The 14,963-nt window shown below is 62.1% G+C and carries 13 protein-coding genes; 5 read left to right on the top strand and 8 right to left on the bottom strand.

What is annotated here, in order from left to right; all coding sequences use genetic code 11:
* Window positions 1–309 precede the first annotated feature (309 nt).
* The 6 genes from JHD64_RS10780 to JHD64_RS10805 all read right to left on the bottom strand — a co-directional run bounded on the left by JHD64_RS10780 (window position 310) and on the right by JHD64_RS10805 (window position 4,984).
* Entirely contained in the window at window positions 310–684 is a 375-nt protein-coding gene (locus JHD64_RS10780; RefSeq protein ID WP_199053230.1) for a hypothetical protein, read from the bottom strand.
* 79 nt (window positions 685–763) lie between these two features.
* On the bottom strand, window positions 764–1,216 hold the full coding sequence (locus tag JHD64_RS10785) for a DUF2214 family protein (protein ID WP_199053231.1): 453 nt from the start codon (window positions 1,214–1,216) through the stop codon (window positions 764–766).
* Between the two features lie 167 nt (window positions 1,217–1,383).
* Entirely contained in the window at window positions 1,384–2,643 is a 1,260-nt protein-coding gene (locus JHD64_RS10790; RefSeq protein WP_199053232.1) for a glutamate-5-semialdehyde dehydrogenase, read from the bottom strand.
* 108 nt (window positions 2,644–2,751) lie between these two features.
* The gene (locus JHD64_RS10795) at window positions 2,752–3,138 is read right to left on the bottom strand and encodes a DUF1987 domain-containing protein (protein ID WP_103523007.1); all 387 of its coding nucleotides are present in this window, start codon (window positions 3,136–3,138) and stop codon (window positions 2,752–2,754) included.
* 11 nt (window positions 3,139–3,149) lie between these two features.
* Window positions 3,150–3,710: a SiaB family protein kinase gene (locus tag JHD64_RS10800; RefSeq protein WP_059287137.1), complete on the bottom strand. Its 561-nt coding sequence runs from the start codon at window positions 3,708–3,710 to the stop codon at window positions 3,150–3,152.
* Window positions 3,711–3,742: 32 nt separating this feature from the next.
* Window positions 3,743–4,984, bottom strand: a complete 1,242-nt coding sequence (locus tag JHD64_RS10805; protein WP_059287138.1) for a PP2C family protein-serine/threonine phosphatase — start codon at window positions 4,982–4,984, stop codon at window positions 3,743–3,745.
* Window positions 4,985–5,290: 306 nt separating this feature from the next.
* On the opposite strand from JHD64_RS10805, the gene JHD64_RS10810 reads away from it, so the two are divergent.
* A complete protein-coding gene (locus JHD64_RS10810; RefSeq protein ID WP_199053233.1) occupies window positions 5,291–7,189 on the top strand; it encodes a propionate--CoA ligase in 1,899 nt (632 codons plus the stop codon).
* Between the two features lie 105 nt (window positions 7,190–7,294).
* Here JHD64_RS10810 and JHD64_RS10815 read toward each other — a convergent pair whose 3' ends face one another.
* On the bottom strand, window positions 7,295–8,920 hold the full coding sequence (locus JHD64_RS10815; RefSeq protein ID WP_199053234.1) for a methyl-accepting chemotaxis protein: 1,626 nt from the start codon (window positions 8,918–8,920) through the stop codon (window positions 7,295–7,297).
* Between the two features lie 370 nt (window positions 8,921–9,290).
* Window positions 9,291–10,616 (bottom strand): DUF3422 family protein, encoded by a 1,326-nt coding sequence (locus JHD64_RS10820; protein WP_199053235.1) that lies wholly within the window; start codon window positions 10,614–10,616, stop codon window positions 9,291–9,293.
* Between the two features lie 419 nt (window positions 10,617–11,035).
* On the opposite strand from JHD64_RS10820, the gene JHD64_RS10825 reads away from it, so the two are divergent.
* Genes JHD64_RS10825 through JHD64_RS10840 form a run of 4 tightly spaced genes read left to right on the top strand, consistent with a single transcriptional unit; the run spans window position 11,036 to window position 14,897 of the window.
* On the top strand, window positions 11,036–12,028 hold the full coding sequence (locus JHD64_RS10825) for a sulfate ABC transporter substrate-binding protein (protein ID WP_199053236.1): 993 nt from the start codon (window positions 11,036–11,038) through the stop codon (window positions 12,026–12,028).
* 20 nt (window positions 12,029–12,048) lie between these two features.
* Window positions 12,049–12,879, top strand: coding sequence for a sulfate ABC transporter permease subunit CysT (gene cysT / locus JHD64_RS10830; RefSeq protein WP_110313098.1), 831 nt, complete (start codon window positions 12,049–12,051; stop codon window positions 12,877–12,879).
* A gap of 9 nt (window positions 12,880–12,888) precedes the next feature.
* Window positions 12,889–13,767 (top strand): sulfate ABC transporter permease subunit CysW, encoded by an 879-nt coding sequence (gene cysW, locus JHD64_RS10835; RefSeq protein ID WP_059287492.1) that lies wholly within the window; start codon window positions 12,889–12,891, stop codon window positions 13,765–13,767.
* A gap of 47 nt (window positions 13,768–13,814) precedes the next feature.
* The gene (locus tag JHD64_RS10840; RefSeq protein ID WP_199053237.1) at window positions 13,815–14,897 is read left to right on the top strand and encodes a sulfate/molybdate ABC transporter ATP-binding protein; all 1,083 of its coding nucleotides are present in this window, start codon (window positions 13,815–13,817) and stop codon (window positions 14,895–14,897) included.
* Window positions 14,898–14,963 lie beyond the last annotated feature (66 nt).

Here is a 14,963-nt window from a genome sequence, read left to right on the forward strand (position 1 = left end):
TTGCAGCAGGCAGTGCAGCAATTGCTGGCGCTCGTGCCGGGCCGCTGCGGGATGGGTGGAAGGCGCCGTCTGAAGCCGGGGGCGGGTGAGGGTCATGCCGATTTTATCCACAGATTCATGCACAGGCTGTGCACAATATCCACAGCAGAATGGCCATCTGGAAAAATATGCACAGCGGCGGCGGCGCCATGTGCGGGGCATTGTCACGCATTGCGGGCAGGTTGCGCATATCTTATGCACAGCTTGTTCAGGTTTTATCCCGCTCATCCACAGCGCAGACGCTACAGGTGGACTTGTCCACAGCTGGCGTCAGCTGGCGCAGCGCTTGATCAGGCGCAACCAGGGCGGGGTCAGCGGGATGCCGTTCTGGTCGACCTGCAGCCGGCTGTGCTCGCCATCGGGCTGTACATCCACTTGCAGGCTGGTGTTGCCACTGACCGGGTTGAGTAGCCTGATGGTTTCCGTACCGTCGGCCTTGCTGTCGCGCCGTACATAGTCATCGGGAATCTTCAGCTGGCGGATGCCCTGTTTCAGGCAATCCGCCACCTCTGCGGGCTTTTTGTCGGATGACAGCTGCAAGCTGCTGTCGGCAAGGGTGGTGAGCGGGATGAGCAGCAGGACGGCAAACAGGTGTGCACGGCGAAAAGCTTGGCACAAGGCCGTAAAGAATGGGGGTGTTGGCATGAGGTTCTGCTCTGGCAAGTGATATGCGGATGGAGGCCCGATTGCGCCTGCTGGTTCCGCCAGGCTGCGCCAACAGATGTTAAGGAGTGTTGAACGCGCCGCTTTGCCAGGCGCTGGACAGCATGAGCAACAGCAATAACAGCAGCAATTGCCGCCGGCTCTGGCCTGCCAGCTGGCTGCACAGCTCTTCTGCTGGCAGGCGGCCACGCTCCAGCCGCTGTCGGCACTGGCAGAGCAGCGGGCGGATGCGCCATTCCAGCAGTAGCAGCAGGAGCATGCCCAGCAGCTTGGCCATGGCAAGCGGGACCGGCCGCCCTTGTTGCCACAGCATGGCGGCATGGTAATACGCCAGCCCGGCACCGCTGCACAGCCACAGCAGCAGGCTGAGCCGCCACCAGTTGTCGGCGCGCAGGCAGCGTGTCAGGGCGGCAGCATCCAGTGGCGGAGCCAGGTTGCGGGCTCGCGCCGCCAGCGCGCCCAGGCCGCAGCCCAGGGCCAGCAGATGTAGCGTGGCAAACAGCCATTGCAGCATGATGACCCCCCGGCCAGCCAAGTCTGACTACACTAGTGAAGCCGGCTGCTGCTGGCAAGCATTCAGCGGTATTTGCCTGTCATACTGGCGGCGGCTGTGACATTTGTCCGCCGGCGGCAGGCGCAAAAAAACCGGCCGCAGCCGGTTTCATGGCACCGCAACGGGGGTCAGCCGCGTACCTGGCCATCGCCCAGCACGATCCATTTCTGGCTGGTGAGGCCTTCCAGGCCGACCGGGCCACGGGCATGGATCTTGTCGGTGGAAATGCCGATTTCCGCGCCCAGGCCATATTCGAAGCCATCGGCAAAGCGGGTGCTGGCATTCACCATCACGCTGGAGGAGTCCACCTCGCGCAGGAAGCGGCGGGTACGGCCGTAATCCTCGCTGATGATGGCATCGGTGTGATGGCTGCCGTAGTGGTTGATGTGCTCGATGGCTTCGTCCAGGTCCTTGACCACCTTGATGGCGAGGATGGGTGCCGAGTACTCGGTATACCAGTCGTCCTGGGTGGCCGGCACGATCTTCTCGCCCAGAATCACCCGTGTGCGCTCGCAGCCGCGCAGCTCCACGCCTTTTTCCCAATAGGCTTCCGCCAGGCGCGGCAGGATGAATTCGGCAAAGGCGGTGTGCACCAGCAGGGTTTCCATGGTGTTGCACGGCGCATAGCGCTGGGTTTTTGCGTTGATGGCGATATTGAAGGCTTTTTCCGGATTGGCCGTGTCGTCGATATAGACATGACAGTTGCCATCCAGATGCTTGATCACCGGTACCCGTGCTTCGGCACTGATGCGGGCGATCAGGCTCTTGCCGCCACGCGGCACGATCACGTCCACGTATTCCTGCATGGTGATCAGCTCGCCCACGGCGGCGCGGTCGGTGGTTTCCACCACTTGCACCACTTCGGCCGGCAGGCCGGCCAGGCGCAGGCCTTCGTGCACGCAGGCGGCAATGGCCTGATTGCTGTGGAAGGCTTCCGAGCCGCCACGCAGGATGGTGGCGTTGCCGGATTTCAGGCACAGGCCGGCGGCATCGGCGGTGACGTTGGGGCGGGCTTCGTAAATGATGCCCACCACGCCCAGCGGCACGCGCATCTTGCCCAGCTGGATGCCGGAGGGGCGGTAGCAGAAATCGTCCATCTCGCCCACCGGATCGGGCAGGCTGGCGATCTGGCGCAGGCCTTCGGCCATGCCGGCCACGGTGGCCTCGGACAAGGCCAGGCGGTCGATGAAGGCCGCATCCAGACCGGCGGCACGCGCGGCATCCAGGTCCTGCTGGTTGGCGGCCAGCAATTTGGCGCTGTCGCGCAGGATGGCGTCAGCCATGGCGTTCAGCGCCTGGTTTTTCTGGCGGGTGTCGGCCTTGGCAATCGCGCGGCTGGCTTTGCGCGCCGCCTGGCCGACGCGCTGCATGTAGTCCTTCACATTCATGGCAATGTCCTGATGCTGATCACTGTTCGGGTAGTGAGCCAGATTACCGCAAAACTGCCTGGCCAAGCCAGTGACAAGCAGGTGGATATTGTCGGACAGCGTGCCGCCCTAGCCCACCATGGCGCAGGGATGGAAGTCCAGTGCCATGAAATCGTCTGCCACTTCCTGGCCGAATTCGAGAATGGTTTCGTCGTCTTCGATGTAATGCCAGTTCAGGGTGACATAGTTGCCGGCCACGGCAGCGTCGTTGAACAGGCTGAACAGTTCCAGCAGCACCTTGGTACTGGAGCTGTTGAAGTAGGCCAGCTGGATGTCGACGGTGATCTGGGTGGATTGCAGGCTGGGCAGGTAGTTTTGCACCGCCTGCATGATGGGGCCGAAAAAGGCTTGCGCGTTTTCCGGGTAGCTTTCTCCGCGCAGACTCAGCTGGTGCTGGTCGAACTGGAAGTTCACTTCCGGCGTGGACGAAGTCGGGGCGATATACAGGTTTTGCATGGCTCGGTGCTTTAAATGGTGGCTTTGAGATAAAAGGTGGTGAACGGGCCGGCTGTGCCGGTTTCATCGACGAAATCAAATTCGATGGGATTGCTGGAGTCGCGGGCCACGGTGAGGAAGCCCAGGCCGGCGCCCTTGCTGCCGGCTTCGCCTTCGGCGCGCAGCTTTTCCTTGTACAGGGCCTTGATTTCGTCATTGGTCATGGTGCGCAGCGGTTCCAGCTTGGCGCGGATATGCGCGGCCCCTTCGCTGCTGATGGGATTGGCACATACCACGTAGTAGTGGCCGTCGGCCTCGCCCACCCACAGCGAACCCATGCGGATTTCATGGTCGGATTCATCGGTGGCGGTCAGGTGATCAGCCGAGTAATGCACCACGTTCTGCGCCATTTCCACGAATACGGAAAACAGCTTGCGGCGGGCGGTCTGGCTGGCGTCCAGGCTGGACAGGCGCAGGCGCAGCGAGTCACCCATGGCGGTGACAATGCTTTGCGAGAAATAGCCGGTGTAATAGAACACCACGTTTTCCTGGCGGGCCAGTTCCTTGAAGCGGTGGAAATCGGTCAGGCTCATGTGCGTTCTTTCTTGATGGGTGGTCGCTGGAATCAGAGCAGGTGGACGCCAAACAGGCTGACGTCATCGCGGCGGCTGTTGTCGCCCTGCCATTTGAGGAAGGCGTCGATCAGCTGCTTCTGTTGTTGCTGCATCGGCTTGTCGGCATGTTTGAGGATGTTTTCCTTCAGGCGCTTCTTGCCAAAGCAGATGCGCTTGGGGCCGCCGATCTGGTCGATGATGCCGTCGGTGCTGATATACAGGCGGCTGCCCGGCGGCAGCTGCACGGCGTGGTTGTCCCATTGGTAGTCCAGCGGTGTGCCGACATAGCCCACGCCCTTCTTGTTGGCATCCAGGGTGTGGACTTCGTCCGCGCCCGGCTCCAGCACGAACAGCGGGGTCTTGGCCGAGGCATAGGTGAGGGTGCGGCTGGCGTAGTCGAACCAGCAGAAGGCACCGTCCATGCCGTCGTCGGAGTTCAGCTCCGGGTGGTCGGCGAGGCCGGCTTCTTCCGGGGTAAGCTGGCCCAGCGACTGCTTGACCTGCTGGTTGATCGCCTGCAACAGGGCTGCCGGGTTGTGCAGGTCGTGGCTGGTCAGCACCTGCTTGAGCGTGGAGGCCATGATCAGCGTCATGAAGGCGCCCGGCACGCCGTGGCCGGTGCAGTCGATGACCGCGACAAAGAAACCATCCGGCCGTTTGACAAAGTAGTAGTAGTCGCCGCCGACGATGTCACGCGGGGCCCATACCATGAAGTAATCGTCCAGTGCGGCCGCCATGTCACGGCGCGAGCTTTGCAGGAAGGATTGCTGGATCACGCTGGCGTAATTGATGCTCTCCATCATCTGGCGGTGTTTTTCCGCCTGCTGGTCGGCCAGGGCCTGCATCAGCGACACGCCCAGTCCCATGCCGGCATAGGCATTGTCCAGATTGATGATGAAGCCGTCCGACAGCACTTTCTTGTCCGCTTCCAGCGCCATGAAGGACAGCTCGGTAATCGGCGTCAGGTAGTCGACGATCAGCGGGCTGGCGTTCATGAAGGCGGTGCAGGGCTTGCGGCCGAAGATTTCGCGGTGGAAGGGCCGGGCCAGCGTGCTCATGAAGGTATTGCGGTTGATGATGCCGATTGCGCGCTGCTGCTCCACCACCGGGATATTGCTCAGCCCTTCATCCTGGGTGAACAGTTCCAGCACGTGGTAGTTGTTGTCATTGGGGCTGACAGTCGGCGGCGTTTGCAGCAGATGTCCCGCCATGGATTGCGAGCGAGCGGCGTGGGGGGTGCTATCTAGCGGCATGATGTTCTCGGCGGAATTGACGTGGCCGCAGTCTAGTTTTGCCGGATGATGATTCGGTTACTACAAGATGAATTTTGTTTTATTGCTAACTAAACTCGGTGTTATTTATTAGATGTTTTGATTATTGAATGAATACAAGCTGGCAGATCCATGGCCTGTTGTTTCGCCCCGACGGCTATTGGCGCCGGCCTGCCCGAGATGGCGATGCTGCTTGACCCTGTGGCATAAAGGGCTTATTTTGCTTGTCTAGCAACCGCTTGGTTGATAAATAAAACAAAGATCTAGCTACCATCCTCGGGAGAATGCATGAGCGACTATCAAGAATTCCATCGCCGTTCCATCGAGCAGCCAGAAGCATTCTGGGGTGCCGAGGCCGCGCGCATTTACTGGCACAAGCCCTATACCCAGGTATTGCAGTACGACAATCCCCCCTTTCGCCAGTGGTTTGCCGGCGGCGAAACCAATCTCTGCTACAACGCGGTAGACCGCCATCTGGAAACCCGGCCCGACCAGGCCGCGCTGATTCATGTTTCCAGCGAAACCGGTGCCGAACTCACCTACACCTACCGCCAGCTGCATGAGGAAGTCAGCCGCTTTGCCGCCATCATGCAGGCGCAGGGCGTGGGCAAGGGCGACCGGGTATTGATTTACATGCCGATGATTCCGGAGGCGCTGTTTGCCATGCTGGCCACGGTACGGTTGGGGGCGATTCATTCGGTGGTGTTTGGTGGTTTTGCTTCGGCCAGCCTGGCCACCCGCATCGAGGACGCCGCCCCCAAGCTGCTGGTCACCGCCGATGCCGGCATGCGTGGCGGCAAGGTGATTGCCTACAAGCCACTGGTGGATGAGGCGATGGAGCTGGCCGGCAGCGCGGCCGCGGACAAGGTGATCCTGGTCAATCGCGGTCTGGCCGAAGCGCCGATGATGAAGCCGGGGCGCGACCTGGATTACGCTACCCTGCGTGAGCAGCACTGGCATGACCGGGCCGAAGTGGAGTGGGTGGAGTCCAACCATCCCAGCTACATCCTGTATACCTCGGGCACCACCGGCAAACCCAAGGGCGTGCAGCGCGATACCGGCGGCTATGCCGTGGCGCTGGCCTCCACCATGGACTACATCTATGGCGGCAAGCCGGGCGAAACCTATTTTTCCACCTCGGACATCGGCTGGGTGGTGGGGCACTCCTACATCGTGTATGCCCCGCTGATTTGCGGCATGGCCACGCTGGTGTATGAAGGTCTGCCCGTCCGCCCCGATCCGGGCATCTGGTGGCAGCTGGTGGAGAAATACCGCGCCACGGTGATGTTCTCGGCTCCCACTGCCTTGCGCGTGCTGAAAAAGCAGGACCCGGCATGGCTGCACAAATACGATCTGTCCAGCCTGCGTGCCCTGTTCCTGGCCGGCGAGCCGCTGGACGAGCCGACGGCCAGCTGGATTGCCGACGAGCTGAAGATTCCGGTGCTGGACAATTACTGGCAGACCGAAACCGGCTGGCCGATGCTGACCGTGTGCAATGGCGTACAGCCGCTGCCCACCAAGCTGGGCAGCCCCGGCCTGCCGGTGTATGGCTATAACGTCAAGCTGCTGGACGAGGCGACCGGTGCGGAAGTGCCGGTGGGCGAGAAGGGGGTGATCGCGGTGATTCCGCCGCTGCCGCCCGGCTGCATGAGCACGGTGTGGCGGCAGGACGAACGCTTTGTGAATACCTATTTCAGCCTGTTCCAGGACCGCAAGGTGTATTCCTCGTTTGACTGGGGGGTGCGTGATGCCGACGGCTATTTCACCATTCTTGGCCGTACCGATGATGTGATCAATGTCGCCGGCCACCGGCTGGGCACGCGGGAAATCGAAGAAGCGGTGTCCGGACACTCTGCCATTGCCGAAGTGGCGGTGGTGGGGGTACATGACACACTGAAAGGCCAGGTGCCGCAGGCGTTTGCCGTGCTGCGCGATCCCTCGGTGCTCAAGGACCCGGAAAAGAAGGCCGCGCTGGAAAAAGAGGTGATTGCCAAGGTGGCGTCACAGCTGGGGGCCATTGCCAATCCGGCACGGGTGTATTTTGTCAATCAGCTGCCCAAGACCCGCTCCGGCAAGGTGCTGCGCCGTTCGATACAGGCGCTGGCCGAGGGGCGTGATCCGGGCGACCTGACCACGCTGGATGATCCGACCGGCCTGGAACAGGTACGCGAGGCCGTGCAGTCTTGAACTGAAGGTGGGTGGACACGGCCGGCACGGGTCAGTTGCCGGCTGTGGATTCAGCCGCATCCTGTCATGGGATGCGGCATTTTTGCGTCCGTCTGCTTGTCCGGCTTAGCTGCGGAAGACGCTGACCGCCGCATTGAGCGCCTTGGCATGGCTGTTCAGCTGGTCGGAGGCGGTGGCGGAAGCCTCCACCGTGACCTGATTGGCTTCGGTCATGCTGGCAATCACCTCGATGCGCTGCGCCATGTCGCCCATGGCGCTTTGCTGCTCGCGCAGCGCCAGGCTGATGCCCTGGATGTGCTCGACGATCTGGTCGGTATTCTGGCGGATGCCGCTGATGGCCTCGCGTGCCTTGTGGGTCTGCTCCACCCCGTGGTTGGAGGCATCCACGCTGCTTTGCATGACGCCGACCACCCCGGTCATGCCCTGGCGTATGGTTTCGATCTGCCCGGAAATCTCTACCGTGGCCACGCCCGTGCGCTCGGCCAGCTTGCGCACTTCATCGGCCACCACGGCAAAGCCGCGGCCCATTTCCCCGGCGCGCGCGGCTTCGATGGCGGCATTGAGCGCCAGGAGATTGGTCTGGTCGGCGATGTCGTGAATGGTGCGGGTGATGGAGGCAATGGCGTCGGTCTGCTTGTTCAGGTCGTCGATGGCGTTGGCGGCATTGCCGATGCGCTCGGCGATATGGCTGATATCGCTGGCAGTCGCATGGATCAGCTGCTCGCAATCGCTGACCATCTGTCCGGCACCTTGCGCCTCGCCGCCCACATCCTGACTCTGGCTGCCCAGTTGCTGGATGCTTTGCAGCACTTCTTCCACCGACACGCTCATGGAACGGGTCGATTCGCTCTGCACTGCGCTGGATTTCTGCAGCTGGTGCGCCGCGCCGCTCATGCTGTCGGCGCTGCTGTCCAGTTCGCCGGACAGGTTGCGGATATTGCTGGTGATGGTGCGCAGCTGGCCCTGCATGTCGGCCAGGCTGTGCAGCAGGCTGCCTTCGCTATCTGCCGGCAGCACGATGCGCTGGCTCAGGTCGCCGCTGGCAATGCGGTTGGCCACTTCCATGGCCACAGCCGGTTCGCCGCCCAGCACGCCGAACACCCGACGGTACAGCAGCACGCCGCCCAGGACGACCACGATCACCAGCACGGCGGCCAGGCCCAGAATCATGTCCCGCAGATGGGTGGTGGTCTGGTTCATGGCGGCGTAGGCGGCATCATCGGCCTTGTTGATATGCTCGTTCAGCGCTTCCACCTGCTTGGTCAGTTCTTCCGCACGGTCGTCAAAGCCACTGCCCTTTTCCTTCATCAGTACATTGCCGGCTTCGCGGCCACCCTCGACATAAGCCTTGGCCATGCGCTTGCCCACGCTGTAGAACTGCTCCACGGCCTGCTGCATGGCGTTGACCTTGCCCGCCAGCGACGGGTCGAGCCGGCTGATGGTGGGCAGATTCTTTTGCAGTGCCTGGTAGTGTTCCTCGGCATCCTTGTAGCCATCGGCATCACCGGTGGCGCTGACATCGGTGAGGAACTGCTGGATCTGCACCACGTGGTAGCGCACATCGGTCATGTTCTGCACCAGGCTGTTGGTGACATCCTGTTCGTAGTGGGTGGTTTCGTCGATACGCTGCAGGCTGAACAGGGTGACCAGTCCAAGCGTCAGCAGCAGGGCAACGACAATGGCAATGAAACCGACCAGGATGGGCTTGAGTTTTTGTGTTTTGCTGGGCATGTGTTCACTTGCTGTTGGTAGGGTGGCCAGGCGGTAATGGCACCGTATGTGTTATTCAGATTGTCCAGGCTGCTGCGGATCCGGCTTGCCGTGGCGGGCCTTGCCGGATGGCAACCCCGCGACGGTCAGGGTTGATTTTGGCGGAAACAAAATTGTCTGACAATAAGAATTGTTTTTGTTTTTATGGCCTACATCAAATGCACCGGCTATTTTCGCTAAGGAGTTGAAAAACAAGCAATCAGCATGGGGAATCGCTGCGCTGGATGGAGCGCGTGGCCCGCATCCGTCACGGATCCGGGCCACGCCAGGCCGGCAGCCGGCCATGTTGCTGCAGTATGGGCTGCCGCCGCGCGGGGAATGTGCAGCAGGTTTAGCGCAATAGCTCGCTATCCTGATGGGCGTCCTGTCCCTTGTTCAGCGATGCTTTCAGCCGGCGCATGCTCAGCCATACGGTCAGAGCCACCAGCGGAATGGCCAGGCCGGTCAGCAGTTCCACATTCAGATGCATGCCGGCCGCTTCCACCGCTGCCAGCAGATGGTGCAAGAGGCTGACCATATAGTAGGTCAGCACACCAACCGACAAGCCTTCCACGGTTTCCTGCAGCCGCAGTTGCAAGGCGGCGCGGCGGTCCATGCTGGCCAGCAAGGCACGGTTCTGTTCTTCATGCAGGACTTCGACCCGGGTGCGCAGCAGGGCGGTGGTGCGTTGCAGGCGGGCGGTGATGCGGTCCTGGCGGCGTGCCACGGTTTCGCAGGTATTCATGGCCGGGGACAGCCGCCGTTCCATGAACTCGCGGAAGGGCTGCATGCCGGAGATGCGTTGTTCGCGCAATTCGCTGATGCGCGCTTCCACCAGCCGGTAATAGGCGTGAGCCGCCGAAAAACGGTACTGGCTTTCCGCAATCAGCTGCTCCACCCGGGTGGCCAGCCCGGTCAGCTCCGACAGCAGCTGGGCATCCGAGCCATTGCCATCCGGTGCCGCCATGCGTTCGGTGATGGCGCGCAGGGCGATCCCCAGATTGTCCAGATCGCGCATCTGCTTCTTGGCAATCGGCAGCGCCAGCAGGGTGAGCATGCGATAGGTTTCCAGTTCGAACAGCCGCTGCAGCATGCGGCCGGACTGGCTGGCGCCCATGGCGCGGTCCACCACCACATAACGGGAAAAACCTTCGGCCAGCCGGGCGTCGGGGTGCAGGCGCAAATCGGTATAGGCCGCGCCGTTGCCATCACCGATTTCCGCGCCGATCAGGTCGCGTCCGCCAAACCAGCGGCTGGACATGTCGGCCAGCTCGGTTTCGCGCTCGGCGGGCAGCAGCACGGCATGCAGTGCCACCAGCACCACGCCGGGCAGCTCGCGCAACCAGGCGGCGGGAATGCGGTCCAGTGCCGTGCGTTCGAATGGATCGGCGCAATCGCCGCCAACGATGAAGGTGTAGCGGGCAAATTCGGTATGCAGCGACCAGCGCACCGTCAGGTCGCCGGCACTGGCCGAGTAATACGCCTGTTCCGCCAGCGGCGCCGGCAGGCCGATGCGCTCGGCCAGGTCGGCCAGCGCGGCGCGTTGCGGTGCGTCGTCGAAATCGTAATACAGGCTGAGCGAGGTCAGCCGGGCCGGGGAGGGAATGGCGGCATAGGGCCGCGCATGGGCTTCCTCGTTCAGTTCACGGCGCAGGTGGTGCGGGGTGAGTGTCGTCATCGGTGGGTCCTGAAAGGTAAACGGTTTCAGTGCTGGGGAGGCCGCCGGACCCGCCAGGACTCAAACCGCTCGAGCGCACCAGCATACCCGATACGCCTTTGGCCACACCATGCAATTAGCGCGCCAGTCCGTGCCGGCCTGGCTGAACACCATTCAGCTGTGGCAGGCAGCCTGTTTGCGGCCCGCGCTGGCTGAAGCAGCCTGCCGCTAGTGGAAAGCCGCTTGTCAGCGCTGCTAAGCGCCGCTAACAAAAACCCTGCAGCTGCGGTGCGCCTCCTTGCCATGCCGATTGGTCGCGGCTGTAGCGGCGCGCTCAGGTTGAATAGTATTTTTCGATATAAATGTATCTCACAATATTATTAATGGGAATATGGCGGCTGGGTTAGCATGATGTCAGTTCAATCTTCCCGGAGTCCGTCATGAAATTGCGCGCTTTGTTCGGCCTGGTGGCCGCCGTGCTGTCCGCCCATGCGCTGGCAGATGTCACTTTGCTGAATGTTTCTTACGATGTGATGCGCGATTTCTACAAAGACTACAACCCGGCCTTCCAGAAAGCCTACAAGGCCAAGACCGGCGAAACCGTCAGCATCCAGCAGTCGCATGGCGGCTCCAGCAAGCAGGCGCTGTCGGTGGCCAATGGCCTGGCGGCAGATGTGATCACCATGAACCAGGCGTCGGATATCGACCTGCTGGCCACGCGCGGGTTGATTCCGGCCAACTGGGCCAGCCACCTGCCCAATGCCTCGGTGCCGTTCACTTCCCCCACGGTGTTCCTGGTGCGCAAGGGTAATCCGCACAAGCTGCGCGACTGGAACGACCTGGCCAAGCCGGGTGTGCAGGTGATCATTCCCAATCCGAAAACCTCGGGCAATGGCCGCTACAGCTATCTGGCCGCCTGGGGTTACGGCCTGAAACAGCCGGGTGGCAGCGAAGCCAAGGCGCGTGCGCTGGTGGCCGGCATCTTCAAGAATGTGCCGGTGCTGGATGGCGGTGGCCGCGCCGCCACCACCACCTTCATGCAGCGCCAGATCGGCGATGTGCTGGTGACCTTCGAAAACGAAGCCGAGCTGATCGCCCGCGAGTTTGGCCGTGGCAGCTTTGAAATCGTCTACCCGCCGCTGTCGGTGCTGGCGGAAAACCCGGTGGCCATTGTCGACAAGGTGGTGGACAAGAAAGGCACGCGCAAGCAGGCGGAAGACTATCTGCGCTTCCTGTGGAGTACCGAAGGCCAGACCATTGCCGCACAAAACTATCTGCGTCCGCAGGACAAGGCGGTGGCGCAGAAATTCGATGCCCAGTTTCCCTATGTGAAAACCTTTACCGTGCAAAGCGTGTTCGGTTCATGGGCGGCGGTCAATAAAAAGCACTTTGCCGATGGCGGCGTGTTTGACCAGATTTACAGCAAGCATTAAGCGGAGCCAGCGTGAGCAATATCCTCAATCTGCGCCATAGCGTGCTGCCCGGTTTCCGGCTCAGCTTTGGCATTACCCTGTTCTGGCTGGCGCTGATCGTGCTGCTGCCCTTTGCTGCCCTGGTGTATTCCACTGTCGGCATGGGCTGGGACGGTTTTGCCGCCGCGGTAGGCAGCCCGCGGGTGATCGCCGCCATCCGGCTGTCGTTCTTCACGGCCGGCCTGTCCGCCCTCATCAATCTGGTATTCGGCTTTCTGGTGGCCTGGGTGCTGGTGCGCTACCCCTTTCCCGGCAAGCGGCTGGTGGATGCGCTGGTCGACCTGCCGTTTGCCCTGCCCACCGCGGTGGCCGGCATCGCGCTGACCACGCTGTATGCGCCCAATGGCTGGATCGGCCAGTATCTGGCGCCGCTGGGCATCAAGGTGTCGTTTACCCCGCTGGGCATCATCGTGGCGCTGACCTTTATCGGCCTGCCCTTTGTGGTGCGCACGGTGCAGCCGGTGCTGGAAGACCTGGAAAAGGAGCTGGAAGAGGCCGCCACCTGCCTGGGCGCCAGCCGCTGGGACATTTTCCGCCGGGTGATTTTCCCGGCCACGCTGCCCTCGCTGATTACCGGCGGCACCATGGCCTTTGCCCGTGCTACCGGCGAATACGGCTCGGTCATCTTCATTGCCGGCAACATCCCCATGGTGTCGGAAATCGCGCCGCTGATCATCGTCTCCAAGCTGGACCAGTTCGACCAGCAAGGCGCCACCGCGGTGGCGCTGGTGATGCTGGGCATTTCCTTTGTCTTCCTGTTGTTGATCAACCTGATCCAGTGGTGGGCCGCACGCCGCCACGGTGCGCGCTAAGGGGTAAACATGGCCACTCTGACCACTGAAAGCCGCCCGGTACGCTATGCCCTGACTGCCGTGGCACTGGTGTTTTTGTTCCTGTTCCTGCTGCTGCCCTTGATCGGGGTGTTCTGGGAGGCGCTGCACAAGGGCTGGCAGCTCTACCTGGCCGCGCTGGTGGAGCCGGAGGCACTGTCCGCCATCCGGCTGACACTGATTGCCGCTGGCATTGCCGTGCCGCTGAATCTGGTGTTTGGCGTGGCGGCAGCCTGGGCGATTGCGCGCTTTGATTTTCGTGGCAAAAGCCTGCTGACCACGCTGATCGACCTGCCGTTCGCGGTGTCGCCGGTGGTGGCCGGGCTGATGTTCATCCTGCTGTTCGGGGCCAATACCGTGGTGGGGGGCTGGCTGCAAGACCACGGTCTGCAGGTGATTTTTGCCGTGCCGGGCATTGTGCTGGCCACGGTATTCGTCACCTTCCCCTTTGTCGCGCGTGAGCTGATCCCGCTGATGCAGTCGCAAGGCGCGGACGAGGAACAGGCTGCCATCGTGCTGGGCGCCAGCGGCTGGCAGACCTTCCGCAAGGTGACCCTGCCCAATATCAAGTGGGGCCTGCTGTACGGGGTGATTCTCACCAATGCCCGCGCCATGGGCGAATTTGGCGCGGTCAGCGTGGTGTCCGGCCATATCCGGGGCGAAACCAACACCATCCCGCTGCATGTGGAAATCCTTTACAACGAATACAACTTTGTTGGCGCCTTTGCCTGCGCCTCGCTGCTGGCCTTGCTGGCGCTGGTGACCCTGCTGGTGAAATCGCTGGTGGAATGGCGGCTGCACCGCCAGCAACAGGCTTCCACCCTGCGTACTGCCGCAGCCCGCCTGCAAGCCCAGGCAGCACAACCCTGAACCGAATGATGTGAACCGCTGCCAGGGGCGGCGGCCGGAGAACCACGATGAGCATTGAAATCCGCAATATCCGCAAACAGTTTGGCCAGTTCACCGCGCTGGACAATGTCAGCCTTGATATCGCTGCCGGCGAGTTGCTGGCCTTGCTGGGGCCATCCGGCTGCGGCAAGACCACCTTGCTGCGCATCATTGCCGGGCTGGAAAAGCCGGATGCCGGCCAGGTGCTGTTTGGTGGTGCCGACGCCACCCACACCCATGTGGCCGAGCGTCAGGTGGGTTTTGTGTTCCAGCATTACGCGCTGTTCCGTCACATGACGGTATTCGACAACGTGGCCTTTGGCCTGTCGGTGAAACCGCGCCGCGAACGCCCCTCGCAAGAGGAAATCCGCGAGCGGGTGATGAAGCTGCTGAAAATGGTGCAACTGGACTGGCTGGCCGATGCCTATCCCGGCCAGTTGTCCGGCGGCCAGCGCCAGCGTATCGCCCTGGCGCGTTCGCTGGCGGTAGAGCCCAAGGTGCTGCTGCTGGATGAACCCTTTGGCGCGCTGGATGCCAAGGTACGCAAGGACTTGCGCCGCTGGCTGCGCGAACTGCACAACGACATGCATATCACCAGCGTGTTTGTGACCCACGATCAGGAAGAGGCGCTGGAAGTGTCCGACCGCGTGGTGGTGATGGATCACGGCCATATCGAACAAGTGGGCCACCCGGACGACATCTACGAACATCCGGCCACCCCCTTTGTCACCCAGTTCCTGGGCGATGTGAACCTGTTCCACGGCCGGGTGGATGCCGGTCAGCTGACCATCGGCAGTTATGAACAGGCGCTGGGCCAGCATCAGGATGCTGACGGCGATGCCGCCGTGGCCTATGTGCGCCCGCACGATCTGGACCTCACCCTGCAAGCCGCTGGTGCTTTGGCACAGGGCCGGGTCGAGCATATCCATGCCGTCGGGCCGGTGGTGCGGGTGGAGCTGCAACAGGCGGATGGCCAGACCATCGAGGCGGCGGTCAGCAAGGAGCGCTTCCGCGCACTGGGCATCGTGCCGGGCGACACCGTCTACGTCACCCCGCGCAAGCTGGCCGTCTTTCTGCAAGAGGATGCCGGACAGCAGGATTACGTGATCTGATTCCGTCCGCGCTGCGCATGACAAAGCCGCCCGTGGGCGGCTTTGCTGTTTGGCTGCCGCTCAGCA

This window comes from Aquitalea sp. ASV15, from assembly GCF_016429115.1.
Taxonomy (GTDB): domain Bacteria; phylum Pseudomonadota; class Gammaproteobacteria; order Burkholderiales; family Chromobacteriaceae; genus Aquitalea; species Aquitalea magnusonii.